The 25,910-nt window shown below is 70.3% G+C and carries 18 protein-coding genes and 6 pseudogenes; 13 read left to right on the forward strand and 11 right to left on the reverse strand.

Annotated elements, in window-relative coordinates:
- Positions 1-17 precede the first annotated feature (17 nt).
- Positions 18-398 carry a polymer-forming cytoskeletal protein gene (locus tag LRS04_RS21950; protein ID WP_257818207.1) on the forward strand — a complete coding sequence of 127 codons (381 nt, stop codon included), beginning with the start codon at positions 18-20 and terminating at the stop codon, positions 396-398.
- Positions 399-553: 155 nt separating this feature from the next.
- Here the strand turns inward: LRS04_RS21950 and prfB are convergent.
- The 3 genes and pseudogenes from prfB to LRS04_RS21965 all read right to left on the reverse strand — a co-directional run bounded on the left by prfB (position 554) and on the right by LRS04_RS21965 (position 5,417).
- A pseudogene (gene prfB / locus LRS04_RS21955) lies at positions 554-1,662 on the reverse strand (peptide chain release factor 2).
- Positions 1,663-1,693: 31 nt separating this feature from the next.
- Positions 1,694-4,000: a penicillin-binding protein 1A gene (locus LRS04_RS21960; protein ID WP_257818208.1), complete on the reverse strand. Its 2,307-nt coding sequence runs from the start codon at positions 3,998-4,000 to the stop codon at positions 1,694-1,696.
- A 229-nt stretch (positions 4,001-4,229) separates the two neighbouring features.
- On the reverse strand, positions 4,230-5,417 hold the full coding sequence (locus tag LRS04_RS21965; RefSeq protein ID WP_374577289.1) for an N-acetylmuramoyl-L-alanine amidase: 1,188 nt from the start codon (positions 5,415-5,417) through the stop codon (positions 4,230-4,232).
- 427 nt (positions 5,418-5,844) lie between these two features.
- Here LRS04_RS21965 and LRS04_RS21970 point away from each other — a divergent pair.
- The 6 genes and pseudogenes from LRS04_RS21970 to LRS04_RS21990 all read left to right on the forward strand — a co-directional run bounded on the left by LRS04_RS21970 (position 5,845) and on the right by LRS04_RS21990 (position 12,356).
- Positions 5,845-8,530 (forward strand): annotated as a pseudogene (locus LRS04_RS21970) (ribonuclease E/G).
- A 110-nt stretch (positions 8,531-8,640) separates the two neighbouring features.
- Positions 8,641-8,802, forward strand: coding sequence for a hypothetical protein (locus tag LRS04_RS27205; RefSeq protein WP_308238206.1), 162 nt, complete (start codon positions 8,641-8,643; stop codon positions 8,800-8,802).
- A gap of 23 nt (positions 8,803-8,825) precedes the next feature.
- A complete protein-coding gene (locus LRS04_RS21975) occupies positions 8,826-9,983 on the forward strand; it encodes a M48 family metalloprotease (protein WP_308238207.1) in 1,158 nt (385 codons plus the stop codon).
- A 32-nt stretch (positions 9,984-10,015) separates the two neighbouring features.
- The gene (locus tag LRS04_RS21980; RefSeq protein ID WP_257818210.1) at positions 10,016-10,744 is read left to right on the forward strand and encodes a DsbA family protein; all 729 of its coding nucleotides are present in this window, start codon (positions 10,016-10,018) and stop codon (positions 10,742-10,744) included.
- 124 nt (positions 10,745-10,868) lie between these two features.
- Entirely contained in the window at positions 10,869-11,303 is a 435-nt protein-coding gene (locus LRS04_RS21985) for an FAD-dependent oxidoreductase (protein ID WP_257818211.1), read from the forward strand.
- Between the two features lie 144 nt (positions 11,304-11,447).
- Positions 11,448-12,356 carry a hypothetical protein gene (locus LRS04_RS21990; protein WP_257818213.1) on the forward strand — a complete coding sequence of 303 codons (909 nt, stop codon included), beginning with the start codon at positions 11,448-11,450 and terminating at the stop codon, positions 12,354-12,356.
- On the opposite strand, the gene LRS04_RS21995 is transcribed toward LRS04_RS21990, so the two are convergent.
- The 3 genes from LRS04_RS21995 to thiS form a co-directional block, all read right to left on the reverse strand.
- Positions 12,353-13,015: an SDR family NAD(P)-dependent oxidoreductase gene (locus LRS04_RS21995; protein ID WP_308238411.1), complete on the reverse strand. Its 663-nt coding sequence runs from the start codon at positions 13,013-13,015 to the stop codon at positions 12,353-12,355. The two genes, LRS04_RS21990 and LRS04_RS21995, sit on opposite strands and share 4 nt — an antisense overlap.
- Before the next feature lie 136 nt (positions 13,016-13,151).
- Entirely contained in the window at positions 13,152-13,943 is a 792-nt protein-coding gene (locus tag LRS04_RS22000) for a thiazole synthase (RefSeq protein WP_257818214.1), read from the reverse strand.
- A gap of 1 nt (position 13,944) precedes the next feature.
- On the reverse strand, positions 13,945-14,145 hold the full coding sequence (gene thiS / locus LRS04_RS22005) for a sulfur carrier protein ThiS (RefSeq protein WP_257818215.1): 201 nt from the start codon (positions 14,143-14,145) through the stop codon (positions 13,945-13,947).
- Between the two features lie 203 nt (positions 14,146-14,348).
- Here thiS and accB point away from each other — a divergent pair, with 203 nt between their 5' ends.
- The 4 genes and pseudogenes from accB to aat all read left to right on the forward strand — a co-directional run.
- Positions 14,349-14,843 (forward strand): acetyl-CoA carboxylase biotin carboxyl carrier protein, encoded by a 495-nt coding sequence (accB, locus tag LRS04_RS22010; RefSeq protein ID WP_257818216.1) that lies wholly within the window; start codon positions 14,349-14,351, stop codon positions 14,841-14,843.
- Positions 14,844-14,847: 4 nt separating this feature from the next.
- A pseudogene (gene accC, locus LRS04_RS22015) lies at positions 14,848-16,199 on the forward strand (acetyl-CoA carboxylase biotin carboxylase subunit).
- Between the two features lie 4 nt (positions 16,200-16,203).
- Positions 16,204-17,016, forward strand: a complete 813-nt coding sequence (locus LRS04_RS22020; protein ID WP_257818217.1) for an alpha/beta fold hydrolase — start codon at positions 16,204-16,206, stop codon at positions 17,014-17,016.
- A pseudogene (aat, locus tag LRS04_RS22025) lies at positions 17,013-17,630 on the forward strand (leucyl/phenylalanyl-tRNA--protein transferase); the annotation flags it as partial. The gene LRS04_RS22020 and the pseudogene aat, both read left to right, overlap by 4 nt.
- Positions 17,631-17,879: 249 nt before the next feature.
- Here aat and LRS04_RS22030 read toward each other — a convergent pair.
- The 3 genes and pseudogenes from LRS04_RS22030 to LRS04_RS22040 all read right to left on the reverse strand — a co-directional run.
- Positions 17,880-18,464: pseudogene (locus LRS04_RS22030) on the reverse strand (DUF2155 domain-containing protein); the annotation flags it as partial.
- A 15-nt stretch (positions 18,465-18,479) separates the two neighbouring features.
- Positions 18,480-18,875 (reverse strand): annotated as a pseudogene (locus LRS04_RS22035) (NADH:ubiquinone oxidoreductase subunit NDUFA12); the annotation flags it as partial.
- Positions 18,876-19,038: 163 nt separating this feature from the next.
- Complete coding sequence (locus LRS04_RS22040) at positions 19,039-19,995, reverse strand: hypothetical protein (RefSeq protein ID WP_257818218.1); 957 nt, start codon at positions 19,993-19,995, stop codon at positions 19,039-19,041.
- A 181-nt stretch (positions 19,996-20,176) separates the two neighbouring features.
- On the opposite strand from LRS04_RS22040, the gene LRS04_RS22045 reads away from it, so the two are divergent.
- Entirely contained in the window at positions 20,177-21,550 is a 1,374-nt protein-coding gene (locus LRS04_RS22045) for a hypothetical protein (RefSeq protein ID WP_257818219.1), read from the forward strand.
- 86 nt (positions 21,551-21,636) lie between these two features.
- Positions 21,637-22,653 carry a pentapeptide repeat-containing protein gene (locus LRS04_RS22050; protein WP_257818220.1) on the forward strand — a complete coding sequence of 339 codons (1,017 nt, stop codon included), beginning with the start codon at positions 21,637-21,639 and terminating at the stop codon, positions 22,651-22,653.
- A 10-nt stretch (positions 22,654-22,663) separates the two neighbouring features.
- Here LRS04_RS22050 and aspS read toward each other — a convergent pair whose 3' ends face one another.
- Together aspS and LRS04_RS22060 are read right to left on the reverse strand one after the other, a co-directional pair.
- Positions 22,664-24,442 (reverse strand): aspartate--tRNA ligase, encoded by a 1,779-nt coding sequence (aspS, locus tag LRS04_RS22055; protein ID WP_257818221.1) that lies wholly within the window; start codon positions 24,440-24,442, stop codon positions 22,664-22,666.
- Between the two features lie 83 nt (positions 24,443-24,525).
- Positions 24,526-25,872 (reverse strand): serine hydrolase, encoded by a 1,347-nt coding sequence (locus LRS04_RS22060; RefSeq protein WP_257818222.1) that lies wholly within the window; start codon positions 25,870-25,872, stop codon positions 24,526-24,528.
- Positions 25,873-25,910: the final 38 nt, after the last annotated feature.

The following is a 25,910-nucleotide window of genomic DNA, read 5'->3' on the forward strand; positions in this document are numbered from 1 at the left end:
AGGCGCCCGAGGCGCCTGTGGCCCGCAAGGCGATCGCCGCCTCGCTGATCGCCGAGAACGTGACGGTGAACGGCGACCTGGCCAGCGACGGCGACGTGCAGCTCGACGGGACCGTGCGCGGCGACCTGCGGGTCGGACGCCTGACCATCGGCGAGAGCGGCCAGGTGGAAGGCGCCATCGAGGCCGAGGCCGTGGACATCCGCGGCCGGGTGACCGGTTCGATCGTCGCCCAGACGGTGCGCCTGCACGCCTCGGCCCAGGTGATCGGCGACGTCATCCACACCCAGCTCGCCATCGACGCCGGCGCCCGCTTCGAGGGCCGCAGCCTCCGCTTCGAGGCCCCTGCCCCGGCCATGGCCGCCCTGGAAGCCCCGGCCGCCATGGAAGCGGCGGAGTAGTTTTCGATCATCCCTCCCCTTCAGGGGAGGGTGGACGGCGCGAAGCGCCGCCGGGTGGGGGTGTTTGGGCCAGGCCCGACCTCACCGCTTGGACACGACTTCCCCACCCTGCCCGCTTCGCGTGCTGTCCCTCCCCTGAAGGGGAGGGATTGAGGCTACTCCCGGGTCGCGCCGACGCGCTGGGCGAGCGAGGCGCCCATGAAGGCGTCGAGGTCGCCGTCGAGCACGCCCTGGGTGTCGGACGTCTCCACGTCGGTCCTGAGGTCCTTCACCATCTGGTACGGCTGCAGGACGTAGCTGCGGATCTGGTGGCCCCAGCCGATGTCGGTCTTCTGGTCCTCGAGCGCCTGCTGCGCCGCCTCCCGCTTCTCCAGCTCGGCCTCGTAGAGGCGGGCCTTGAGCTGCTTCCAGGCCTGGTCGCGGTTCTGGTGCTGCGATCGCTGGTTCTGGCAGGCGACGACGATGCCGGTCGGGATGTGGGTCAGGCGCACGGCCGAATCCGTCTTGTTGACGTGCTGACCGCCCGCACCGGAGGCCCGGTAGGTGTCGGTGCGGACGTCGGACGGGTTGATCTCGATCTCGATGTTGTCATCGACCACCGGATAGACCCAGACCGACGCGAACGAGGTGTGGCGACGCGCGGCCGAATCATAGGGGCTGATGCGCACCAGCCGGTGGACGCCGCCCTCGGTCTTCAGCCAGCCGTAGGCGTTGGTCCCCTTCACCTGCAGGGTGACGGACTTGATGCCGGCCTGTTCGCCCGGCGTCTCCTCGAGGAACTCCACCTCCATGCCGTGGGCGTTGGCCCAGCGCGTGTACATGCGCAGCAGCATGCCGGCCCAGTCGTTGGACTCGGTGCCCCCGGCGCCGGAGTTGATCTCCACATAGGCGTCGTTGCCGTCGGCCTCGCCAGACAGCAGGGCCTCGAGCTCGGCGCGCGGCGCGCTCCTTGATGGCCTTGAGCTGGGCGCGGGCCTCCTCGAGGCTGGCCTCGTCGCCCTCCTCGTCGGCCAGCTCGGCATAGCCGAGCGCGTCGGTGAGATCCCGCTCGAGCGCCTGTACGGCCTCGACCTGGGCGGCCAGCCGGGAGCGTTCGCGGCTCACCGCCTGGGCCTTCTCAGGATTGTCCCAGAGTGTCGGGTCCTCGACCCGGGCGTTCAGCTCGTCGAGCTTACGGAGCGCAGGCTCCCAGTCAAAGACGCCTCCTGAGCAGTTCGATCGACTGCTCGATGTCGGCCTTCGCGGCCTCGACATCCGCTCTCATGGGAGAACTCCGGAAAAAGGGAGCGCGGGGATTAGCCCGCGCCGCGGATCAGAACAAGCCGTCGGTGTCGTCGCGCTTCGGCGGCGGGGGCGGCGGCGCGACGGCAGTGGCGGCGCTGGGCCCCTGTGACGCCGTTCTTCCAGACCTGGCTATAGGGCTGCGGCCCGGCGAGCGGCCCGCTCTCGCCCACCGGCGCGACGGCGATGCGCGGCTCGGTGCCCGGCCGGAAGGCCTCGCGGATGCCGCGGACCATGGCGAACTTGGCGTTCTTCGGAGCCTTGAATTCCTTCTTCTCCACACCCTCGAGCGCCACCTTCATGAAGTCGATGAAGATCGGCACCGCCGACTGGGACCCGGTCTCACCGTCGCCGAGGCTGCGGTTGTCGTCGAAGCCCACGTAGATGCCGACCACGAGGTCGGGCGAGAAGCCCATGAACCAGGCCGAGCGGTAGTCGTTGGTCGTCCCCGTCTTGCCGCCGAGCGGATAGCCCAGCGACGAGGCGGAGGCGGCGGTCCCGCGCTGGACCACGCCCTGCAGCATGGAGGTGATCTGGTAGGCGGTGATGGGGTCCATCACCTGCGCCCCGGTCGGCGGGATGCGCGGGCTTTCCGCGCCCGAGAAGCCGGCGTCGCAGCGCGGGCAGTCGCGGCCGTCGTTGCGGTAGATGACCTTGCCCTCACGATCCTGAACGAGCTCGATCAGGTGAGGCTCGACCCGACGGCCGCCGTTGACGAAGGACGAATAGGCGCCCGCCATCTTGAAGACGGTGGTCTCGCCCGAGCCCAGCGCCATGGCCAGCACCCGGTCCATCTTCTTGGTGATGCCCAGCCGCTCGGCGAGGCCGGAGATCTTCACCATCCCGACGCTCTGGGCGAGGCGCACGGTCATGGCGTTCCGCGACAGCTCCAGGCCCTTCCGCAGCTGCAGCGGACCGTAATACTTCTTCTCGTAGTTCTCGGGCGTCCAGGCCTGGCCGCCGGCCCCGGCGAGGGTGATCGGGGCGTCCATCACGACGCTGGCCGGGGTGTAGCCGCTCTCCAGGGCCGCGGCATAGACGATCGGCTTGATGGCCGAACCCGGCTGGCGCATGGCCTGCGTCGCACGGTTGAAGCTCGACAGCGAGAAGGAGTAGCCGCCGACCATCGCCAGCACCCGCCCGGAGTGCGGCTCCATGGCGACGAGGGCGCCGTTGACGATCGGCACCTGCTTCAGCCGGAAGCCCGGCGCGCCGTCCTCGTTGGGGGCGACGAACACCAGGTCGCCGACGCCGATGCCCTTGCCGCGACGGGCCCAGGCCACGTCCTCGCCGGCGAGCGCGCCCGTCTTGCCGTCGATGGTCTGCACCTGGACGGTCCCGCCGGCCACGGAGGTCACCACCGCCTGCAGCCAGCTACGGCGCTCGGCGGGCCGGGCCTTCTCCTTGGCGGCGTCCTGCCAGCCGGTCAGGGTCGTGACATTGCCCCACGCGCCGCGCCACCCGTGGCGGCGATCGTAGTTCTCCAGCCCCTGCATCAGCGCCAGGCGCGCGGCGCTCTGCAGCCGCGGGTCCAGCGTGGTGCGCATGTAGTAGCCGCCCTCGGTCAGCTTCTCGCCGAGCGTGTTGAGGCCCCGGCGGCGGACCTCCTCCACGAAGTAGTCGGCGTCGCGGTACTTGGCGCGCGTCGGCTCGGCCTGGACCTTCAGGTCCTCCGCCTTGGCGGCGATGGCCTCGTCGCGGGTGATCCAGCCGTGGCCGGCCATCTGGTCGATGACCCGGTTGCGGCGGTCCAGGGCCTGCTGCTTGCGGCGGATCGGATGGTAGTTGTCCGGACCCTTGGGCACGGCCGCGAGGTAGGCCGCCTCGGCGATCGACAGCTCCGAGATCGACTTGCCGAAATAGTTGTAGGCCGCCGCGCCCACTCCGTAGGAGCGGTAGCCCAGCCAGATCTCGTTCAGATAGAGCTCGAGAATCCGCTCCTTGGAGAGGGTCTGCTCCAGGCGACCGGCGAGGATCGCCTCCTTCAGCTTGCGGCCGATGGTCTGGTCGTTGGTCAGGAGGATGTTCTTGGCCACCTGCTGGGTGATGGTCGAGCCGCCCTCCAGCCGCCGCCCTTGCGCGACGTTCAGCACGTTGCGGGCCATGGCGCGGCCGAAGCCGGAGACGTCGACGCCGCCGTGCTTGAAGAAGTTGTGGTCCTCGGCCGCCAGGAACGCCTGGGCGAGCCTCGGCGGGATGGCGTCGTACGGCACGTAGATCCGCCGCTCGCGGGAGAACTCGCCGATCAGGGTGCCGTCCCAGGCGTAGGCGCGCGTGGCGGTCGGCGGGTGGTAGTCCGCCAGGTCGGCCGCGTCGGGCATGTCGTGAAACAGCCAGGCCGCCCAGATGGCGGCGGCGAATCCCCGCCACCGCGATGGCGCTCAGCACCACGATGCCGGCGATCGCGACCCAGCGCTCGATAGGCCTCGGTTCGGCGGCCCTCGTTTGGGGGGATACAACGCGTGATGCCTCCAGGGCGCTTCGAGGCCCCTTCCGGCATCCGTCTAGCGTGCGTCGGGGCGGGCGCCAACGGCTCCACAGGCCGTCGCGTCAGCGCGCCGCAAGCCGGGTGGACTGGTTGAAGTAGTCGTCGATGGCGTCGCCGACCGCGCCGATCAGGATATTGCGCCGGGCGGGGTCGCGCAGGAGCTGTTCGTCCTCCGGGTTGGAGATGAAGCCCATCTCCAGGAGGACGGCCGGTACGTCGGGCGCGAGCAGCACCATGAAGCCGGCGTCGCGATGGCTCCGGCGGAGCATGGGCGAGCGGCCCTCGATGTTCGAGACGAGGGTCTCGGCGAAGGCCGCCGAGCGGTTCCGGGTCGCCCGCTGGGTGAGGTCGAGCAGGATATCGCTGACGCCACGGTCGCCCGTGAGGCTCGCCTTCATGAACCAGTCGTCGCGGCTGACGAACTGGGCCGAGCGGGAGCTGGCCTTGTCGGAGAGCGTGTAGACGCTGGCGCCGCGCAGGTAGGGCTCGGGCCCGGAATCGGCGTGCAGGGAGATGAACAGGTCGGCGTCGGCCCGCTGGGCGATCCTGACGCGGCTGGCGAGGCCCACATAGGTGTCGGTCTCGCGGGTCATGATGACCTTGTAGCGGCCACTCTTCTCGAGCCGGGCCCTCAGCGCCTTGGCGGCTTCGAGGTTGATGTCCTTCTCGTGGCCCTGCTGGCCCTGCGCGCCGGGATCGTGGCCGCCGTGGCCGGCGTCGATCACCACGACCTTCTTCAGGCTGAGCTCGGCCTTCACCGGCAGCAGCTTGGTGCGCAGCTTGGGGGCGTCGGCCTTGGCGAGACGCACCTCCGACACCGAGGCCGGCGCGATGTCGACGACGTAGCGGTAATGTTCGACGCCGTCGGCCGGGGGCAGCAGGAAGCGCCGCTTCACCTTCGCGTCGGCCGAAAGGTCCATCTGCAGGCGGGCGCCGCCCGCGGTCTGATCGACCATCCAGGTCTGCACCAGGCCATGGCCCGCGCCCTGCAGGCCCGGCGCGGCGGTGACGCCGGGCAGCACGACGGTGACGCGACGATCCGCGGCGCCGTCGGACACCAGCTTGGCGCTGGCCGAGCGGTCGAGGTCGATGACGATCCGGGTCTGCTGGCTGTCCCCGCCCAGGCGCACCTTCAGGAGGTCGGCCGAGGCGATGGCGGCGTGGCCGACGGCGGCGCCCGCCACGCACAGGACGGCGACGGCCGTACCGAGGACGGTCCAGCCCTTATGCCTCCACAAACCCTGCCCCATACGCGTCAGCATTTTGCCACGCCCAGCCTAAGGACTTCGAAAACCGGAATGAAGCGCCATATAGACGCGGGGCGGGTGCACAAAGGGTTAACCAGACCTTTCGCTCGGCCACCCTGCGGATCAGCTTTCCTTTTGGGGTCCGCTGTTGCTACAGTCCGCCCCGCGCGCCGCAGCGGCGCCTGTCCGCCCAGGACAGGACCCGGACGCGCGACCTCAAGCCCGCGTCGGCTTCGACCGTAACTCGGTGACGACGCATCATCCGATCCGCGCTCTCAAGGCGCGCCTGGGAACACACCTGATGGGCTGCGCAGCTCACGCCGATACCGGCCACAAGGCCCCCGAGACGCCGATCACGGCGTCTTCCCGGGCGGCGCGCGCGTCCATCCCATGCACCGGCTGCGCTCCGCGCGCCGTGGAGATCCACTTAATGCCCAAGAATATGCTGATCGACGCAGCGCACGCGGAAGAGACGCGTGTGGTCGTCGTCGACGGGAACCGCGTTGAAGAGTTCGATTTCGAGAGCCAGAACCGAAAGCAGCTCAGAGGGAACATCTATCTCGCCAAGGTGACGCGCGTTGAGCCGTCGCTGCAGGCGGCCTTCATCGAGTATGGCGGCAATCGCCATGGCTTCCCTGGCCTTCAACGAGATCCACCCCGACTACTACCAGATCCCGGTCGCCGACCGCGAAGCCCTGCTGCGCGAAGAGGCCGAGGAAGACGATGAGGACGAACGTCCCGTCCGCGGCCGCCGCCGCGCCGCCGACGCCGAGGACTCCTCCGACGAGGGTGAGGACGGCGACGAGGGCGAGACCGTCGTCGGCTCCGAGGACGACGACGACGTCATGGAGGAAGAGCTGGCGCGCCGTCGCCGCCGGCTGATGCGGAAGTACAAGATCCAGGAAGTGATCCGCCGCCGGCAGATCATGCTGGTCCAGGTCGTCAAGGAAGAGCGCGGCAACAAGGGCGCGGCGCTCACCACCTACCTGTCGCTCGCCGGCCGCTACGGCGTCCTGATGCCGAACACCGCCCGCGGCGGCGGCATCTCGCGCAAGATCACCACCGCCACTGACCGCAAGCGCCTGAAGGGCGTGGTGCAGAGCCTGGACGTGCCGCAGGGCATGGGCCTGATCGTGCGCACGGCGGGCGCCAAGCGCACGAAGGCCGAGCTCAAGCGCGACTACGACTACCTGCTGCGCCTCTGGGAGAACATCCGCGAGACGACGCTGCACTCCATCGCGCCGGCCCTGATCTACGAGGAAGAGGACCTCGTGAAGCGGGCGATCCGCGACCTCTACGACAAGGACATCGACGGCGTGTTCGTCGAGGGCGACGCCGCCTTCAAGGAAGCGCGCGACTTCATGCGCATGCTGATGCCCAGCCAGGCGAAGAAGGTTCAGCTCTACCGCGAGCCGACGCCGCTGTTCGTCAAGTACCGGATCGAGGACCACCTCAGCCAGATCTACACGCCGGTCGTTCCCCTGCGCTCGGGCGGCTATCTGGTGATCAACCAGACCGAAGCCCTGGTCGCCATCGACGTGAACTCCGGCCGCTCCACCCGCGAGCGGAACATCGAGGCCACGGCGCTGAAGACCAACCTCGAGGCGGCCGAGGAAGCCGCCCGGCAGCTCCGCCTGCGCGACCTCGCCGGCCTGATCGTCATCGACTTCATCGACATGGATGAGTCGAAGAACAATCGGGCGGTCGAGAAGAAGCTGAAGGATTGCCTGAAGGACGACCGCGCGCGGGTCCAGATGGGCAAGATCAGCGCCTTCGGCCTGATGGAGATCTCGCGCCAGCGCCGCCGCACCGGGGTGCTGGAGGGCACGACCCACGTCTGCGAGCATTGCGCCGGCACCGGCCGCGTCCGCTCGGTCGAATCGAGCGCGCTGGCCGCGCTGCGTGCGCTGGAGATCGAGGCGCTGAAGGGCGGCGGCGAGGCCTGCCTCACCGTGCCGCGCGCCGTCGGCCTCTACATCCTGAACGAGAAGCGCGGCCATCTGGCCCGCCTCCAGCAGGCGTTCGGCCTCTTCGTCACCGTCGTCATCGACGACGACATGGCGCACGCTGACCACGGCATCGAACGCACCGCCAGCGAGACCCGGCCCGACCACGCCGCGGCGCTCGTCCCGGCGCCCGTCCAGGCCTACGAACCCGTCGCGGACGACTTCGACGACGAGGCGTTCGAGGACGAGGAAGAAGACGAAGAGGAAGAGGACGAAGACGACGCCGGCGAGGCCGAGGCCGCCGCCCCGCAGCGCCGCGCGCGTGAAGAGGACGGGGAACGCGGCGAGGATGGCGAAGGCCGCCGTGGTCGCCGCCGCCGTCGACGCGGACGCCGTGGCGACGAACGCGACCCGCGCGAGGCCCGTGAGGCTCAGCCGCGCGAGGCCCGTGACGTCCAGCCGCGTCCGGAAGCCAACGATGACGAGGAGGACGGCCACGGAGGCCGCCGCCGCCGCCGTGGCCGCCGTGGCGGCCGCCGGATGCGCGACGACAGCCGGCCGCAGGACGCCTTCTCCTGGACGCGTCCCTGGGTGCCCTACGGCGACGATCCGTTCGTCTGGTACGATCCGTCCGAGGACCTGCGCCGCGCTCAGGCTCAGGCGCCGGCTCCGGCCCCCGCCAACGACCCGGCGCCTGCCCCGGCGATCGCCGCCGAGGCCGCCGCGCCGGCTCCCGCCGTCGCCGCCCGGGCCTCCGGCGAGGACGACATCTGGGTCGAACTGCCGGCCGTCGAGGACAAGCCGAAGCGAGCGCGCCGGGCGCGTGGCCGCGGCAAGGCGGAGGTGGAGGCGGAAGCCCCGGTCGCCGAGGCCGTGGTGAGCGAGCCCGTCGTGGAGGCCGAACCGGCGCCGGAGCCTGAGCCCGTGGCGGCCGAAGCCGAGCCCGCCAAGCCGGCCCGCCGCACGCGCAGCCGCAAGAAGGTCGAGGAAGCGCCCGCCGAGGCGGCCGCGCCGGTCGAGGCCCCGGTGGTCGAGACCCCGGCGGTCGTCCGAGCCGCCGAGCCGGTCGCGCCTCCGCCGCCTCCCCCGCCCGCCCCGCGCGAGCCGGATGCGGCGGAAATCTCCGCACCGCCCGCTGCGCCGCGCAAAGGCTGGTGGCGGCGGGGCTGACGCGTTAGATTCCGACCGGGGACAAGGGGCGTTGTAGGACTTTGCGAATGGTCTCCCTTACCCGGTCGGTTTCCCGCGTCGCCTTGGCCTTGATGGTGGCGGCAGGCCTGGTGAGCCGTCCGGCGCCGGCATTGGCGCAGGACGAGGGCCTGTCCCTGATCCGCGACACCGAGATCGAAGAGATCCTGCGCAGGGATTCCGCCCCGATCTTCGAGGCCGCCGGCGTCGACCCGAAGACGATCAACATCCTGTTGATCGGCTCCAAGAGCTGAACGCCTTCGCGGCGCCCAGGACGATGGGCGTCTACACCGGGCTGATCCTCGAATCGAAGACCCCCAACGAGCTGCAGGGCGTCATCGGCCACGAGGTGGGCCACCTTGCCGCCGGCCACAGCGCGCGCTCCGGCGACATGACCCGCGCCGGCATGACCCCGTTCCTGCTGACGATGGGCCTGGGCGTCCTGGCGGCCCTCGCCGGCTCGCCGGAAGCCGCTGCGGGCCTCGCGGGCTCGGCCAGCTATTTCGGCACCCTCGGCGCCCTGGGCTACAGCCGCGAGCAGGAGAGCCGCGCCGACCAGGCCGGCGCCACCCTGCTGGAGAAGGCGGGCCTGTCGGGCAAGGGCCTGGCCGACTTCTTCGACAACTTCCGCTACCAGGAGGTCTTCAGCGAGGGCCGCCGGTACGCCTACTTCCGCAGCCACCCGCTCTCTTCGGATCGGATCGAGGCCCTGCGCCGCCGAACCGAGTCCCTGTCGCACTACAACGAGGTCGACAGTCCCGAGGCGATCGCCGAACACGCGGTGATGAAGGCCAAGCTCGAGGGCTTCCTCAACCCCCAGGTGGCCATCACCAAATACGCCGAGAGCGACAGGAGCTATCCGGCGCGCTACGCCCGGGCGATCGCCTATTATCAGATGAAGGAGCCCGACAAGGCGCTCCGGATGATCGACGCCCTGCTGCAGGAACAGCCTGACAATCCCTACCTCTGGGAGCTGAAGGGCCAGGTGCTGTTCGAGTTCGGCCGCCAGGTCGAGGCCGAGGCGCCGCAGCGCCGGTCGGTGGAGCTGAAGCCGGAAGCCCCGCTGCTGCGCGTCAACCTCGCCCAGACGCTCATCGCCCTGGACGACAAGGCCAAGGTCGAGGAAGGCGTCGCCGAACTGAAACGGGCGCTCGCCCGCGAGGAGGACAACGCCGTCGCCTGGCGGCTGCTGGCCGCGGCCTACGACAAGCAGGGGCACGACGGCCTCGCCCGCCTTGCGACCGCCGAATACAACTACAACATCGGCGACATGCGGAACGCCCGGATCTTCGCCATGCGCGCCCGGGAGATGCTGGACAAGTCCTCTCCCCAATGGCGGCGCGCCACGGACATCGTCCTGGCGTCCAACCCCGACCGGCGCGACCTGCGGGACCTCGCCCGTGAAGGCTCGATCGCCAACGGACAGATGCGCTAGCCCCGCCGGCCCGCAACGCCTATCTGGACGCCATGATCCGCCCTGCCCTCGCGAGCGTCGCGCTCGTCTCCGCCCTCGCGCTGTCCGCCTGCGAGCAGAAGCCCGACGACGCCTTCGGCCAGAAGGTGCGCGCCTATCTCCTCGAACACCCCGAGGTGCTCGAGGAGGTGGCGATGAAGCTCAACGAGAAGAAGCAGGCGGAGGCGCTGAAGGCCTCCACCGCGGCGATCGACAAGAACCGCGCGGCGCTCGAGCGCGACCCGCGCGACTTCGTGGCCAACCCTGGCGGCAAGATCACCGTGGTCGAGTTCTACGACTACCGCTGCAGCTACTGTAAGGTCGTGGCTCCGGAGATCACCCAACTGATCGCCGAGAACCCGGACGTCCGGTTCGTCTTCAAGGAACTGCCGATCTTCGGCGAGGTGTCGGACACCGCCGCCAGGCTCGCCCTGACCGCGCCCGTCAAGGCCAAGGCTCTGGATGTCTACGGCCGCTGGATGGCCGACAACGGCCTCACCGAGGCGGCTCTCGACCGCCACCTTCGCGACGTCGGCATCGATCCCGCCCAGGCCCGCGCCGCCGCCGAGAGCCCGGCCATCGCCAAGCACATCGCCGACACCCAGGCGCTGGCGCGCGCACTCGGCATCCAGGGCACGCCGGCCTTCATTGTCGGCGACACCATGATCCCCGGCGCCGACGTCAATGCGCTGAAGGCCGCGATCATCTCGGCCCGGGCCGGCGACCTGAAACGGCCCGCTTGATTGCCCTGATGTTGGGCGCGCCTCGGACGCTTGATCCGGCGGCCACTTCAAGCTGACGCCCGCCTTTCCTTGACCGCCGTTACGTCAGGGATCGAGACTCCGCCCGCGTCGCTTGGGAGGGCACATGGCCGAGAAGGTGCTGGTGATCGGGGCGGGCATGGCCGGCCTCTGGACGGCGCTGGCGCTCGCGCCGTCGGGGCGCGAGGTCATCCTCCTGGAGCGCGACGCCGGCCCGCCGCCGGGCGGCGCTGACGCCGCCTTCGCCGACTGGACCCGCCGCGGGGTCGGCCAGCTGCGCCACAGCCACGCCTTCCTCGCCCGCCTGCGCAACCTGATCCGCGATCAGCACCCGGCCCTGCTGGCCGACCTGTTGGCCGAGGGCTGCCGCGAGCTGCCCTTCGAGGATGGACTGACGTCGGTTCACAAGCGGACCTACAGGCCCGCGCCCATCGACCGCGACCTCGTCATCCTCACCAGCCGGCGAACGACCCTGGAGCTGGTCATCCGCCGCTACGTTGAGCGCCTGCCGAACGTGAGCCTGCGGGGGAGACCTTCGTGAAGGACCTGGTCGTCGAGCCCGGCGCGCCTCCGCGGGTGACCGGCGTGCGGCTGGAGGACGGAACCGAGCTCTCGGGCGACGTCGTCGTAGACGCCGCCGGCCGGACGTCCGGCCTTTGTGAAGCGCTCGTCGCCGCCGGCGCCCGTGATCCCGCAGGAGGTGGAGGATTCCGGGGTCCTCTACTTCACCCGCCACTACCGTCTGCGGCCAGGCCAGGAGGAACCGCCGCGCGGCAAGACGCCGGCGACCGGCGACCTCGACTACCTGAAGTTCGGGGTCTTTCCCGGCGACAACGGCTGCTTCTCGATCACGCTCTGCCTGCCGGACGTGGAGGAGGAGCTGCGCCGGGCGATCGTGAAGCCCGAGGTCTTCGACGCCATCTGCCGCGCCCTGCCCGGCGTCGAGCCCTGGATCGACCCCGAGCGCACCGAGCCCATGAGCCGGGTGTTCGGCATGGGCGATCTCCTCAGCCGCTGGACCGACTTCACGCCGGGCGGCCGCGCCGCGGTGCTCGGCTTCTTCGCGGTGGGCGACAGCCTGGCCCGGACCAACCCGCTCTACGGCCGCGGCTGCTCGTTCGCCGCCGTGGGCGCCACCGCGCTCCGCGAGGCGCTGGACGCCACGCCCGATCCCGCCGAGCGCCTCGTGCGATACCAGGCCAGGGCCACCGCCGAGCTGAAGCCCTACTACCTGGTCATGCGCGACGCCGACCGCACGGCCATGCGCCGGGCCCGGCGGGCGCTGACGCCGGGTGCACGGCTCAACCTGCGCCAGAGGATCACCAAGAGCTTCCTGGACGACGGGGTGGCCATCGCCATCCGGTCCGACCCCGACCTGATGCGCGCCTTCCTGCGCGGCTTCCACATGCTGGAGCACCCGCAGGCCTGGCTGAAGCGGCCCGGCAACCTTGCCAAGATCCTCGGCTACTGGGCGCGGGGACGTAAGGCCAACGCCGAGGCCTATCGCCCGACCGGCGGGCCGGAGCGTCGCGAGATGCTGGAGCGCCTGGGCCTGTCGCCCGATGCGGACGTCGAGCGGCTGAAGGCGGCCTAGGGCCCTAGTCGCGCTTCATGAAGAGCGAGCTCTGGGCGAGCTGCTCGCGCATGGCTTCGGGCGCGAGCGTACCCATCTTGTCCATCTCCGCGATCTCCTCCGGCACGTACCAGTGGAGCTTGTCGGATTGGTAGGCCTCCCACACGACCTCGGCGACCGAAGATGGCGGCATGGCCCGCCACATGCCTTCCTTCGGCGCGGCTTCGGCGGCCCGGCGGCAGGATCGGCGTGTCGATCAGGCCGGGCAGGACGTCGGCGACCTTGATCCCGTAGGCCTTGAACTCCACCGACAGGGCCTCGGTCAGCCCCTTCACGGCGTGCTTGGTCGCCGAATAGACCGCGATCCCCGGCATGCCGAAGGTGGCGGACGACGATGAGGTGGTGAAGCACATGGAGCCGGGCGTCGCCTTCAGGAGCGGCACCGCCTCGTAGATGCCGATCAGCACGCCCATCAGGTTGACCTGGACGACCGCGACGATGTCCTCCCAGGGTTGCTGGTCGAAGGGCCCGCCCCGGCCGATGCCGGCGTTGTTGTAGAGGATGTCGAGCCGCCCGCCGGCCGCCGGCGCGAAGGCGTCCAGGGCGGCGCGGTAGTCGGCCCGGTCGGTGACGTCCAGCTGGCGAATAAGACAGTTTTGATTGCCGAGCTCGGCCTGCAGGTCCTTGAGCCCGCCCTCGTTGACGTCATAGGGCGCCGACGAACCAGCCCTTGGCGGCGAACAGGCGCGCGGTTTCGCGGCCCATGCCCGAGGCGGCCCCAGTGATGAAGATCGACTTGCGCTCGCTGGCCATGCCTCAGATCAGTCCGGACAGAGGAGAGGAAGCGTCAGCGTACATCCGCTTTCCCATACGTCCGGCAAGATAGGCCTCCCGTCCGGCCACCACGGCATGCTTCATGGCGACCGCCATGCGGATGGGATCCTTGGCCTCGGCGATGGCGGTGTTCATCAGCACCGCGTCGCAGCCGATCTCCATGGCCAGCACCGCGTCCGACGCCGTGCCGACGCCGGCGTCCACCAGCACCGGCACCTTCGACTGCTCGATGATCAGGCCGAGATTGAGGAAGTTCTGGATGCCCCGGCCCGAGCCGATCGGGGCGGCGGCCGGCATGATCGCCGCGGCGCCCGCCTCCTCCAGCTTCTGGGCGTACACGGGATCGTCCGAGCAGTAGACCATCACCTGGAAGCCGTCGGCGACGAGCAGCTTCAGGGCCCGGAGCGTCTCCTCCATGTCCGGGAGCAGATGCTTGGTGTTGGACAGCACCTCCAGCTTCACCAGGTCCCAGCCCCCGGCCTCGCGGGCCAGGCGCAGGGTGCGGACGGCGTCCTCGCCGGTGAAGCAGCCCGCGGTGTTGGGCAGGAAGGTGAAGCGGTCCGGCTTTACATGGTCGACCAGCATCGGCTGGCTCGGGTCGGAGAGATTCACCCGGCGAAGCGCCACGGTGACGATCTCGGCCCCCGCCGCTTCGGCGGCCGCCGCGTTCTGGGCGTAGTCCTTGTACTTGCCGGTGCCGACAATCAGGCGCGAGCGGAAGGTGCGCCCCGCGACCATCCAGGTGTCCTCGCCCCTGTGCGCAGACCCATCCATGTCAGCCGCCTCCGATAAAATGCACGATCTCGATCCGGTCGCCGTCAGCCAGCAAGGTCCCGGCGTAGGCCGACCTGGGCACGATCTCCAGGTTCCGCTCCACCGCCACCTTGCGGGCGTCCAGGCCCAGGCTCGCCACCAGACCCGCGACGTCGCTCACGCCCTGGAAGGCGCGGGTTTCGCCGTTGAGGATCAGGTTCATGCGTTCATGCCTCCAGACGGCCTGCTTGTGACCCGGCGCCCCGCCCGTTACAAGACGCCGGAATCGACGGCGGAGCCCAATGTCGAGACCGATCTATGTGCTGAGCGGCCCCAACGCCAATGCCGATGGGGACCGCGGCCCGGAGATTTGCGTTCTTCAAACGCCCGATGACGCCTCCGCCGCCCAACAACAAGGAACACTCGATGGCTAGCAGTCCCAAGGCTCCCGCCGATCCGTTCGACGCGCGCCTGGTGCGCAAACTGGCCGACATCCTGACGGACACCGGCCTGAGCGAGATCGAGGTCGAGCACGGCGAGCTGAAGATCCGCGTCGCCAAGACCCTGACCGCCGCCCCCGTGGCCTATGCCGCCGCGCACGCGCCGGTCGCGGCCGCCCCGGCCGCAGCTGCGCCCGCTCCCGTCCAGGCTCCGGCCGCCGAAGCCGCGTCCGCGAAGCCGGTGAGCGGCGACGCCGTGAAGTCGCCGATGGTCGGCACCGTCTACATGGCCCCGCAGCCCGGCGCCGAGCCGTTCATCAAGGTCGGCGACACGGTCACGGCCGGCCAGACCCTGATGATCGTCGAGGCCATGAAGACCATGAACCCGATCCCGGCGCCGAAAGCCGGCAAGGTGGTGGAGATCCTGGTCGGCGACGGCCAGCCCGTGGAGTTCGGTGAACCGCTCGCGGTCATCGGTTAGCCCGATGTTCGACAAGATCCTGATCGCCAACCGCGGCGAGATCGCGCTCCGTGTCCACCGGGCGTGCAAGGAGATGGGCATCTCCACCGTCGCCGTGCACTCGGAAGCCGACTCCGGGCGCCATGTGGGTGCGGCTCGCCGACGAGAGCGTCTGCATCGGCCCGGCGCCTGCGGCGAAGAGCTACCTGAACATCCCCTCGATCATCGCCGCCGCCGAGATCACCGGCGCCCAGGCGATCCATCCGGGCTACGGCTTCCTGTCGGAGAACGCCCGCTTCGCCGAGATCGTGAACGCCCACGGCTTCACCTTCATCGGGCCGAAGCCGGAGCACATCCGGATCATGGGCGACAAGATCACCGCCAAGCAGACGGTGAAGGACGCCGGCATCCCCGTGGTCCCGGGCTCCGACGGCGGCGTGGCCACCGAGGAAGAGGCCTTCGCCGCGGCGAAGGAGATCGGCTTCCCCGTGCTGATCAAGGCCGCCGCCGGCGGCGGCGGTCGCGGCATGAAGGTGGCCAAGACCGAGGCCGACCTGGCAGAGGCGGTCGGCACCGCCCGCTCGGAAGCCAAGGCGGCGTTCGGCGACGACGCGGTCTACATGGAGCGCTACCTCCAACGGCCCCGCCACATCGAGTTGCAGGTGGTCGCCGACAGCCATGGCAACGTCGTCCACCTGGGCGAGCGCGACTGCTCCCTGCAGCGCCGCCACCAGAAGGTGCTGGAAGAGGCCCCCCTCCCCGGTCATCGACGCCGCCGCCCGCGCCAAGATCGGCAAGGTGGTGGTCGATGCCGTCCGCGCCATCGGCTACCTGGGCGTCGGCACCATCGAGTTCCTGTACGAGGACGGCGAGTTCTTCTTCATCGAGATGAACACCCGCCTGCAGGTCGAGCATCCGGTCACCGAGGCGATCACCGGCATCGACCTGGTCCGCGAGCAGATCCGCATCGCCGCGGGCCTGCCGCTGTCGTTCAAGCAGGACGAGGTGGTGTTCGAAGGCCACGCCATCGAGTGCCGGATCAACGCCGAGAACCCGAAGACCTTCGCCCCCTCGCCCGGCCTGGTCACGGACTTCCACGCGCCCGGCGGGCTCGGCGTGCGCATGGATAGCGCGCTCTACGCCGGCTATTCGATCCCGCCTTACTACGACAGCCTGATCGGCAAGCTGATCGTCCATGGCCGCGACCGGGAGGAGTGCATCGCGCGCCTCTGCCGCTGCCTGAACGAGGTCGTGGTGGCCGGCATCGACACCAATATCCCGCTGTTCCAGGAGCTGATGGGCAACCCGGACATCATCGCCGGGGACTACAACATCCACTGGCTCGAGAACTGGATGAAGGCGCAGGCCCAGGGCTGACGCCATGCGCGGGCTGGTGGTCTTGCTGCTGGTCCTGGCCTTCGCCGGCGGGGCGGAGGCGCAAGGCCCCGCCTCGCGTTTCCTCACCGTCTCGGACGGCACGCGCATCCACTACCTGGAGGCCGGCTCGGGGCCGGCCGTCATCCTGCTGCACGGCAGCACGGGCACGGCGGAATCCAACTACGTCACGACCGGCATCCTGCAGGCGCTGGCGGCGAACCACCGGGTGATCGCGCCCGACTTCCGCGGCCAGGGGAAGAGCCAGCGCTCGCTCGACCCGCGCCGCTACGCCTCCGACCGCTTCCCGCAGGACGTGCTGGAGATCATGGACCAGCTCGACGTCCGGAAGGCGCACGTGGCGGGCTATTCCATGGGCGGGGAGATGCTCGCCCCGCTGCTGGCGATCGCGCCCGACCGCATCCTCACCGCCACCTTCGGCGGGTCGGGCCTGCTGGAGCCCGACCGGACCCGCGACGCCGCCGCGATGGCGAAGGATGTCCGGGGCCGCGACGAGGATCCGCCCGCCGGCGCCCGCCGGCTCTGGGTCGAGCGCAGCCCCGACGCGCTGCGCGCCATGGAGCAGGGCCGACGGGCCCAGCCGCCAACCACCCCGCCCCTCGATCTCCGCAAGGTCACCTTTCCCGTGCTGGCGGTCGTCGGCGAGTACGACACGCCGAACCGCTTCACCTCCCTGATGGCGCGCACCCTCCCCGACTTCCGGCTCGTGGTCCTGAAGGGCCGCGGACACGCGACAGCCCTGGCCGATCCGGCCTACAAGGAAGCCTTGGTGGAGTTCATCGGCGCCAACGACCCATGAGCAGCGGCTTCGGACCCCGCGACCTGCTCGCCTGCTACGCGCGCGGCGTCTTCCCGATGGCCGACGCCCGCGACGACCTGCGGGTGTTCCTGATCGATCCCGAGCGCCGGGGCGTGCTGCCGTTAGACCGCTTCCACATTCCTAAGCGCCTGGCCCGCACCGTCCGCGCCGATCCCTTCGAGGTGCGCATCGACACCGCATTCCACGCCGTCGTCGAGGCCTGCGCGGAGTCCAAGCCCGGCCGTCTGGAGACCTGGATCAACCACCCGATCGAGCGGCTCTACCTGGCGCTCCACGAACAGGGCGCGGCGCACAGCGTCGAGTGCTGGCGCGACGGCGAGCTGGTGGGCGGGCTCTACGGAGTCTCGCTGAAAGGCGCGTTCTTCGGGGAAAGCATGTTCAGCCGGGCGCGGGACGCTTCGAAGGTCGCCCTCGTGCACCTCGCCGCCCGGCTGATCGCCGGCGGCTACCGCCTGCTCGACGCCCAGTTCATGACCGAGCATCTCGGCCAGTTCGGGGCCGAGGAAATCCCACGCCGGGAATACCTGCGCCGGCTCGACCGCGCCCTGGCGGCCGACGGCGACTTCTACGTTATGGGCTCTTCCGCGGGCGCGGGTGCGGGCGGCGGAGCAGCCTTCGGCGCCGGGGCGGCGGCCTTGGGCGCTGGGGCCGGCGCAGCTGCGGGCGAGGCCGACTTGGGCACGGGCGGCGGCGGTCTTAGCGCCTGGCGCGGCCGCGCCGGGCGACGCCTTGGCGGCGGGCGCAGGAGCAGGCGCCGCCTTCACGGGCGGGGCCGCGGCGGCGGCGGGTCGGGCCGCCCCCGCGGGGGGCGTGGCCGGCGCCACGGCCCTGCAGCTGATCAGCCAGGCGTCATAGCCCGGGTGCTGCAGCGGGTTCAGGCCCGGCGAGGAGGCATACATCCAGCCGCGGAACACCTGGCGGGCCGGCGGCGTCGGCTTGCCCCGCTCGGGCCTCGGCTGTGAATCCACCGTCAGATAGGCGATCGAGTCCTCGACGGGCTCGTCCGGCGCCGATCGCTCGCAGGCGCGCACCGTGAAGATCAGGTTCTTGTAGCGGACCGGCTTCCCGCCGACCTGCACCTCGAAGCGCAGCGTCTCGGCGGTCACCTTGTCCAGCGCCTGCAGGATGGCGACGCCGTATCGCTCGCGGCGGACGGGGTTGTCGACCGCGGTCTCGGCGACCTGCGCCTTGGGCGGAGGCGCCGGCGCGACCTCCTTCTCGGATATCGGCGGGACAACAAGCGGGGCCGGCGGCGGCACGTCGATCGGCGGCGCCTCCTCGGTCACCGGCACGCCCGGCGGCGGCGCAGCCGGCTGGGTCGGCGGCGGCTGCGGGGGCTGGGCCGAGACCAGGCCCGCCGCCGCCACGCCGGTCAGGGCTGCTGTCCAGGCGGCGCGCTTGCGCAGGCGGATGGGGCTGAGTCGCATGGCTGCGATTATTCGGGGGCGCCAGGCCTCGTAGTCGCCTGTGGCCTTTTGGCGCTCGCCGCCGCGGGCCAGCGAGCCCTTCGGGCGGTAGGCGTAGATGGTGCCCGTCAGGTTCGGCCGGTGCTCCTTCTCCCAGGCGCGGCGCGGCAGCGGCGCGGTGGTCGGCGGATCGGCGAAGGTGTGATGCAGCCAGCCATGCCAGTCGGGCGGGACCTTCGAGGCTTCGGCGTAGCCGTTGAACAGCACCCAGCGGCGCTTGTTCTTGTCGAAGCTGTCCTTGAGGTCCTTGGCTTCGTAGTAGCGGTTGCCGAAGTCGTCGGTCCCGACCAGCACGCCCCGGCGCGACACGGTGAAATGGATGCCGGCGGTGGCGCCGTTCCACCAGGTGAAGATGGTCTTGAGGAGGTTCAACAAGGGTAGGCTCGACTGCTCGGACTGGGCTTGACGCGGGCGGACTATAGGCGGGGGCCTGGGGGACCGTCCAGCGGCGCAGCGACGCCCTCGAATCTGCAAGATGTTGGGGATGAACGGCCCTGCGACCGCAACATCTATTGCCGCTTTATGAATCACCCGCCTACCCTCGCCCGATGGGAGTCGGATGATGGGCGAAGGTGCGTGGCGGGCCGGAATCGAAGGCCGGCTGCTGGAGCTGTCCGGCAGCGTCGTCGACGCGCGGGCGCCCGTCGCATGGACCGACGCCCAGGCCGAGGCCTGGATCGACTGGGCGGACGGGGAGGCGGACGTGACTGAGGCGATCACCCACTATGCGGACGCGCTGGCGCTGCAGGCCCAGGCGCGCGGACTGGTCAAGGACGCGCGCGGCCGTGGACGGTTCCGGGACGACTTGGCCGACGCCCTGGCGCGCGGCCTGATCGCCATCGTCTCGGCGCCGGGCGCGACAAGGCCGCTCACCCTTACCGCCGGCGCGCCTCAGCTGGCCCCGGCCCTCGCCGCCCTGAGCGCCCAGCACCGGGGGCTGGCCGCGGCCCGCGCCGCCGTCCGCACGCTCGGCGAGCGCCTCCAAGCGGTGATGGACGCCATCCTCCGTTGCGAGGGCGACGCCGAGGCCTGCGCCGACCTTCAAAAGAACGCCAGCCTCGCACGCGCGGCCGAGGCCGCCCGCAGCGCCGGGGCGGACGACGCCATGATCCTCGAGGCGATCGCGCTGGCCCGCGCCGGCGAGAGCCTGTGGACCAGCGAGCCGCCGGCTGAGGACGCGCAGGGCCTCCGCCTGGTGGTCGCCGCTTCCAAGCGCGAGATGAAGGGCGCGCTGGGCCGCGAGCTCGCCGCCGCCGCCTGGACCACCAGCGCCCTGGTCGTCGCGCCGGACGCCGCCTCCGCCGAACAGGCCGCCGCCCAGGCCACAGGTCTCAGGGGCGGCGTCAACCTGATGGCGCTGTGGACCGACGACGCCTTCGACATCGAGGCCTTCGAGGGCGTGGTGCGCCTCGCCGGCCTGGCGCTGGCCGCCGCCGCCGACGGGCCCGCCTACCTGGGCCTCGCGGGCCTCGCCGACTGGCTCGCCGCCCATGGCCTCGATTACGACAGCCCCGAAGGCCGCGAGACCGCCAAAGAACTCTACCTCGCCGCCGCGAAGGCGCTGGAGGAAACCGGCGCGGCCCTCGAAGGGGGCCTCGCGCTGTTCGCCGACCCCCGAACTCTCGCTCCGTCTCGGCGGAGGGCGCCTGGACGCCGGCCCGCTGTCCAGCCCGGTGACGCTCGCCCAGACCGCCGATGGCGAGACCGTCCGCGTGGTCTCGGACGCGGTCCTGCGCGGCCTCACCGTGCTGGGGGCCGATCTCGGGGCGGCGCGCGCCGTGCTGCTGGGCGCGGGCGACCTCGCCGAAGCGCCGGGGATCGACCACAAGGCGCTCGCCGCCCGCGGCTTTACAGACCACGAAATCGCCGCGGCGGAAGCCGCCCTGCCCTTCGTCACCCGACTGCCGGACGCCTTCGTGCCGGCCGTGGTCGGCGAGGGCTTCGTCCGCGACGTACTGGGCGCCACGGCCGAGCAGCTCGACGATCCCCGGCTCGACGTCCTGGCGCTGGCCGGCTTCGGCGAAGACGAGGTCGCCCTGGCGGCGGCCTATTCGCTGGGCGCCGAGACCCTGGCCGGCGCAGGCTTCCTCACCGACGCCCAACGCCGGATCTTCCGCGCGGCGGCCGACCTGGGCGCCGCGCCTGTGCAAGCCATGCGGAGCGCCGTGCAGCCCGTGCTTGCCGCCGCGCCCGTGGTCGAGGCGGTCCTGCCCTGGACGGCGACCCTGGACGAGGTTCAGTCCGCGCTGGCCGGCCCGCTGCCGGTCCGCGTCCGCCGCGCCGCGCCGCCCGCCGACCTGGCGCTGGAGATTCCCTCGGTCGCCGAACCGCGCGTCGCCCGTGAGCTTCCGCCGCCGCCACAGGCGGAGGAGCGCATCGTCGAGCGCGTGGTCGAGCGCGAACGGGTCCGCCGCAAGCTGCCCGACCGCCGCAAGGGCTACATCCAGAAGGCGGCCGTCGGCGGCCACAAGGTCTACATCCACACCGGCGAGTACGACGACGGCGAGCTCGGCGAGATCTTCATCGACATGCACAAGGAAGGCGCCGCCTTCCGGTCGCTGATGAACAACTTCGCCATCGCGATCTCCATCGGCCTTCAGTACGGCGTGCCGCTGGACGAGTTCGTGGACGCCTTCGTCTTCACCCGCTTCGAGCCCGCGGGTCCGGTGACCGGCAACGACACGGTAAAGTCGGCGACCTCGATCCTCGACTACATCTTCCGCGAACTGGGCGTCTCGTACCTGGGGCGTAACGACCTGGCGAGCGACGACGAGCTGAACGCCGACGGCCTCGGCCACGGCAAGGCCGACGCCGTGCCCACCGACGAACCGCAGCCGGCGTCCCGCTTCATCTCCCGCGGGTTCTCGCGCGGCGCGGCGCCCGACAACCTGGTGTTCCTGCCCTCGGCCAGGGGTGGCGGCGTCCGCGACACGGCCGAGGTCTGCGCGGCCTGCGGCGACATCGCCGTCGTCCGCAAGGGACAGGCGATGATCTGCGAGACCTGCGGCGCCCGGGCCGGGCGGCTCAGCGAGGACCACGCGACCTAATCCTCTAAGGATTACCGCGAATTAAGTGGCGGTCTTGGGGTGAAAGGCTCAGATGAGAGCCGTTCTGGTCAGGAATTGTCCGCGTAATGAGCCGTTTCCCGTCCCTGCTGATCGCCGCCGCCGCCGCCTCTCTCGTTGCGCCGGCCGCCGCCTCGGCGATGACGTTCATCGCCGAGAAGGAGGTGGCCAAGGTGAACTCCTTCGGCGGCTCCTGCGTGAAGTGCGAGCTGTCGGGTCGGAACATGGAAGGCGCGCGGATCGTCGGCGCGAACTTCTCGGGCGCGGCCCTGGTGGGCGCCAACCTGCGTAACGCCCGCTTCCACGCCTCCAGCTTCGCCGGCGCCGACCTCTCCCGGGCCGACCTTTCCGACGCGTCCATGGCCGGCGCCAACTTCTCGGGCGCGAACCTGTCGAACGCCAAGCTCCGCGCCGCCGAGGCCGACGGCGTGGCCTTCAGCTCCGCCAACCTGACGCGGGCCGACCTTTCCGACGCCCAGGCCACCGGCGCCAACTTCTCCAAGGCGTTGATGCAGCACGCTGTGCTGCGGGCTGTGGAGATGCGCGGCGGCTCCTTCGGCGACGCGGACCTCACCCGTGCAAACCTGGCGGACGCGGAGATCACCGGCGGAAACTTCGGGCGCGCCGTGTTGCAGAGCGCGATCTTCCGGTCCGCGGACCTCCAGGGCGCCAACTTCGCCCGGGCCGACGCCCAGGGTGCGGACTTCCGGGATGCCGACCTGGTGGGCGCGGTGCTGAGCGCTGGCCGCTTCCAGAAGGCGTCGTTCCGCGCAGCGGACCTGACCGGCTCGATGCTGAGCGGCGCGAACTTCGACGGGGCCGACTTCCGGGACGCGGACCTCTCGCGGGCGCAGATCGGAGGCGTGGACCTCTCGCGGGCTCGCGGCCTGAACCAGGACCAGATCGAGGAAGCCTGCGCCGACTCGCGAACCAGACTGCCCGACGGCCTGATTGGCCGCAGCTGCCACGGCGTGCGGTTCATCATGCACCGCAAGCCGGCGAAGGCGTCGCCGCCCTCGCCGCCGTCGCCCCCATCCCCACCGGCTCCGCCGGCGGCGCGCCACATCGTGGCGATCGACCCCTAGAGGTCGATCCTCAGGCCTTGATGGGCGGGGCCAGCCGGATGTGCAGCTCCTTGAGCTGCTTCTCGGCCACCTCGGACGGGGCGTTCATCAACAGGTCCTGCCCCTGCTGGTTCAGCGGGAAAGCGATGACCTCGCGGATCGCGGTCTCGCCGGCCAGCAGCATGACGATCCGGTCGATGCCGGGCGCCAGGCCGCCGTGCGGCGGCGCGCCGTGGCGGAAGGCGTTCAGCATGCCGCCGAACTGCTCCTCGACCACGTTCGGGCCGTAGCCCGCGATCTCGAAGGCGCGGACCATGATCTCCGGCAGGTGGTTCCGGATCGCGCCCGAGCACAGCTCATAGCCGTTGCAGACGATGTCGTACTGGTAGGCGAGGATGTCCAAGGGGTCCTTGGTGTTCAGCGCCTCGAGCTCGCCCTGCGGCATGGAGAACGGGTTGTGCGAGAAGTCGACGCGCTTCTCCTCCTCGTTCCACTCGAACATCGGGAAGTCGACGATCCAGACGAACTCGAACCGGTCCTCGGCGATCAGGTTCAGGTCCTGGCCGACCTTGGTCCGGGCAGAGCCGGCGAACTTGTAGAAGACCTTCGGGTCGCCCGCGACGAAGAAGGCCGCATCGCCTTGGCCCATGCCGAGCTGGCCCATGACGGCCTCGGTCTTCTCCGGGCCGAGGTTCTTGGCGATCGGGCCGCCCCAGCCGCCCTGGTCCTCGGACCAGAAGATGTAGCCCAGGCCCGGCTGGCCCTCGCCCTGCGCCCAGCTGTTCATCCGGTCGCAGAACGCGCGGCTGCCGCCCTTCGGCGCAGGGATCGCCCACACCGCGTTCTTGGCCTCTTCCAGGATGCGCGCGAAGAGCCCGAAGCCACCGCCGCGGAAGTGGTCCGAGACGTCCTGCATCACCAGCGGGTTGCGCATGTCCGGCTTGTCGGAGCCGTACTTCTGGATGGCCTCCCGGTACGGGATGCGCGGGAACGGATAAGGGGTCACCGCCTTGCCGTTGGCGAACTCCTCGAAGACGCCGTGCATCACAGGCTCGATGGCCGCGAAGACGTCCTCCTGCGTGACGAAGCTCATCTCCACGTCGAGCTGGTAGAACTCGAGCGAGCGGTCGGCGCGCAGGTCCTCGTCGCGGAAGCAGGGCGCGATCTGGAAGTAGCGGTCGAAGCCCGCGACCATCAGCAGCTGCTTGAACTGCTGCGGCGCCTGCGGGAGCGCGTAGAACTTCGACGGATGCAGGCGCGACGGCACCAGGAAGTCGCGCGCGCCTTCCGGCGACGAGGCGGTCAGGATCGGCGTCTGGTACTCCAGGAAACCCTGCCCGATCATGCGGTTGCGGATCGAGTGGATGACCTTCGAACGCAGGACGATGTTCCTGTGGAGCGTCTCGCGGCGCAAGTCGAGGAAGCGGTTCTTGAGCCGGATATCCTCCGGATACTCAGGCTCCCCGAACACCGGCAGCGGCAGCTCGGCCGATTCCGACAGCACCGACACGCCGCCGACCTTCACCTCGACCTCGCCGGTCGGCAGGTTCGGATTCACGGTCTCGGCCGAACGCTTCACCACTTCGCCGTCGACGCGGATCACGCTCTCGGCGCGCAGGTGCTCGACCAGGTCGAAGCCCGGCGTCGACGGCGCCAGCACGAGCTGGGTCAGGCCGTAATGGTCGCGCAGGTCGATGAAGATCAGGCCGCCGTGGTCGCGCTTGCGATGGATCCAGCCGGACAGGCGGACGGTCTTGCCTTCATCGGCGGCGCGAAGCGCGCCGCAGGTGTGGGTGCGGTAGGCGTGCATAGCTCAGGGGAAATCGGGTGATTTACGAGCCGCGGAAGGGCGCATGATGACCCCCTGATGTCAAGCATGCGCCCAGCGAGAGATCACTTCTCCGGGTGGATCAGCGCCTGGTAGGTGAGCGTCCGCGCCGCCGAGCCGAGGTCGTCGCCGCCGGTGCCGCCGAGGCGCTGGATCATGCCGACGAAGATCAGGTCGTTGGTGGGATCGACCCAGAACCAGGTGCCTGCCGCGCCGCCCCAGCTCATGGAGCCCTTCCCTTCGAGGCTACCGGCGACCCGCGGATCGTTGACCACCATGAAGTCGAGGCCGAAGCCGACGGCCTCGTTGAAGCGGCTGGCGGTCGTGCCGTTGGAGCTGACCAGCACGTCCTTCGGGATCATGTTGGTGCCCATCATCTCCACCGACGCCGGCGAGAGGATGCGAACGCCGTCGAGCTGGCCCTTGTTGGCGATCATCTGGGCGAAGCGGGCGTAGTCCATGGTCGTGCCGACGAGGCCGCCGCCGCCCGACTCCATGGCCGGCGGGGTCAGGTAGGTCGGCATGTCGTTGTCGAAGATGCGCTTCGCCTCCTCGATCCTGCCGGTCTCGCGGTTGCCCATGTAGACCGCGGCCAGGCGGCTGGCCTTGGCGGGCGGCACGAAGAAGGCGGTGTCGTGCATCTTCAGCGGCGCGAAGATCCGCTGCTGCATGAACTGGCCGAGCGACTGGCCGGAGAGCTTCTCGACGATGTAGCCCTGGATGTCGACGGCGCTGGAGTAGTACCAGCCGGCGCCCGGCTGATACATCAGCGGGATCTCGGCGGTGCGGTTGATCATCTCCTGCAGGCCGGCGGCGCCCAGCACCCCCTTCTCCCGATAGAGCTTGTCCACGGGATGGTCGTCCTGCAGGCCGTAGCCGAAGCCGGCGGTATGGCTCATCACCTCGCGCATGGTCGGCGGGCGGCGCATGTCCTCCAGCGTCATCTTGCCGTTGCCGTCGACCTTGGAGACGACCTTCAGGTTCTTGAACTCCGGCACGTACTTCGTGACCGGGTCGTCGAGGCGCCACTTGCCCTCCTCGAACAGGATCATCATGGCCACGCCGGTGATCGGCTTGGTCATGGAGTAGATGCGGAAGATGGTGTCCTTGGTCATCGGCTCGCCGGTGGCGAGACTCTTCTTGCCGTAGGTCTTGTAGCTAACCACCTTGCCGTGCCGCGCGAGGAAGGTGGTCATGCCGGCCACCCGGCCGTCGGCCACCACCTTGGCCATGTAGGCGTCGAGTTTCGCCAGGCGCTGGCTGTCGAAGCCGACCGATTCCGGCGTCGCGGCGACGGTCAGGGCGGCGGCGGGCGGCGCGGCCCGCTTGGCCTGGGCCCAGGCGCCGGAAACGGGCGCGAGCGCGAGCGCAACGGCGGTCATGGCCGCCGCGAGGCGGTGGTGGCGAAGCATGGCGTTATCCCCCGAACGGATGTTTGAGCGAAGCTTAG

Origin of the sequence: Phenylobacterium sp. J367, from assembly GCF_024699985.1 — a bacterium.
In the GTDB taxonomy this organism is placed as follows: domain Bacteria; phylum Pseudomonadota; class Alphaproteobacteria; order Caulobacterales; family Caulobacteraceae; genus Phenylobacterium.

Excerpts from the sequence above, each read along its gene's own strand:
- LRS04_RS21960 (WP_257818208.1), bottom strand. The coding sequence starts at position 4,000 with ATGCCCGACGCGGCCGACCTGGCGGACTACCACCCGCCGACCGCCACG.
- LRS04_RS21965 (WP_374577289.1), bottom strand. The coding sequence starts at position 5,417 with ATGGGGCAGGGTTTGTGGAGGCATAAGGGCTGGACCGTCCTCGGTACG.
- LRS04_RS21975 (WP_308238207.1), top strand. The coding sequence starts at position 8,826 with ATGGGCGTCTACACCGGGCTGATCCTCGAATCGAAGACCCCCAACGAG.
- LRS04_RS21980 (WP_257818210.1), top strand. The coding sequence starts at position 10,016 with ATGATCCGCCCTGCCCTCGCGAGCGTCGCGCTCGTCTCCGCCCTCGCG.
- LRS04_RS21985 (WP_257818211.1), top strand. The coding sequence starts at position 10,869 with ATGGCCGAGAAGGTGCTGGTGATCGGGGCGGGCATGGCCGGCCTCTGG.
- LRS04_RS22000 (WP_257818214.1), bottom strand. The coding sequence starts at position 13,943 with ATGGATGGGTCTGCGCACAGGGGCGAGGACACCTGGATGGTCGCGGGG.
- thiS (WP_257818215.1), bottom strand. The coding sequence starts at position 14,145 with ATGAACCTGATCCTCAACGGCGAAACCCGCGCCTTCCAGGGCGTGAGC.
- accB (WP_257818216.1), top strand. The coding sequence starts at position 14,349 with ATGGCTAGCAGTCCCAAGGCTCCCGCCGATCCGTTCGACGCGCGCCTG.
- LRS04_RS22020 (WP_257818217.1), top strand. The coding sequence starts at position 16,204 with ATGCGCGGGCTGGTGGTCTTGCTGCTGGTCCTGGCCTTCGCCGGCGGG.
- LRS04_RS22040 (WP_257818218.1), bottom strand. The coding sequence starts at position 19,995 with ATGGGCGGCGAGCCAGTCGGCGAGGCCCGCGAGGCCCAGGTAGGCGGG.
- LRS04_RS22050 (WP_257818220.1), top strand. The coding sequence starts at position 21,637 with ATGAGCCGTTTCCCGTCCCTGCTGATCGCCGCCGCCGCCGCCTCTCTC.
- aspS (WP_257818221.1), bottom strand. The coding sequence starts at position 24,442 with ATGCACGCCTACCGCACCCACACCTGCGGCGCGCTTCGCGCCGCCGAT.
- LRS04_RS22060 (WP_257818222.1), bottom strand. The coding sequence starts at position 25,872 with ATGCTTCGCCACCACCGCCTCGCGGCGGCCATGACCGCCGTTGCGCTC.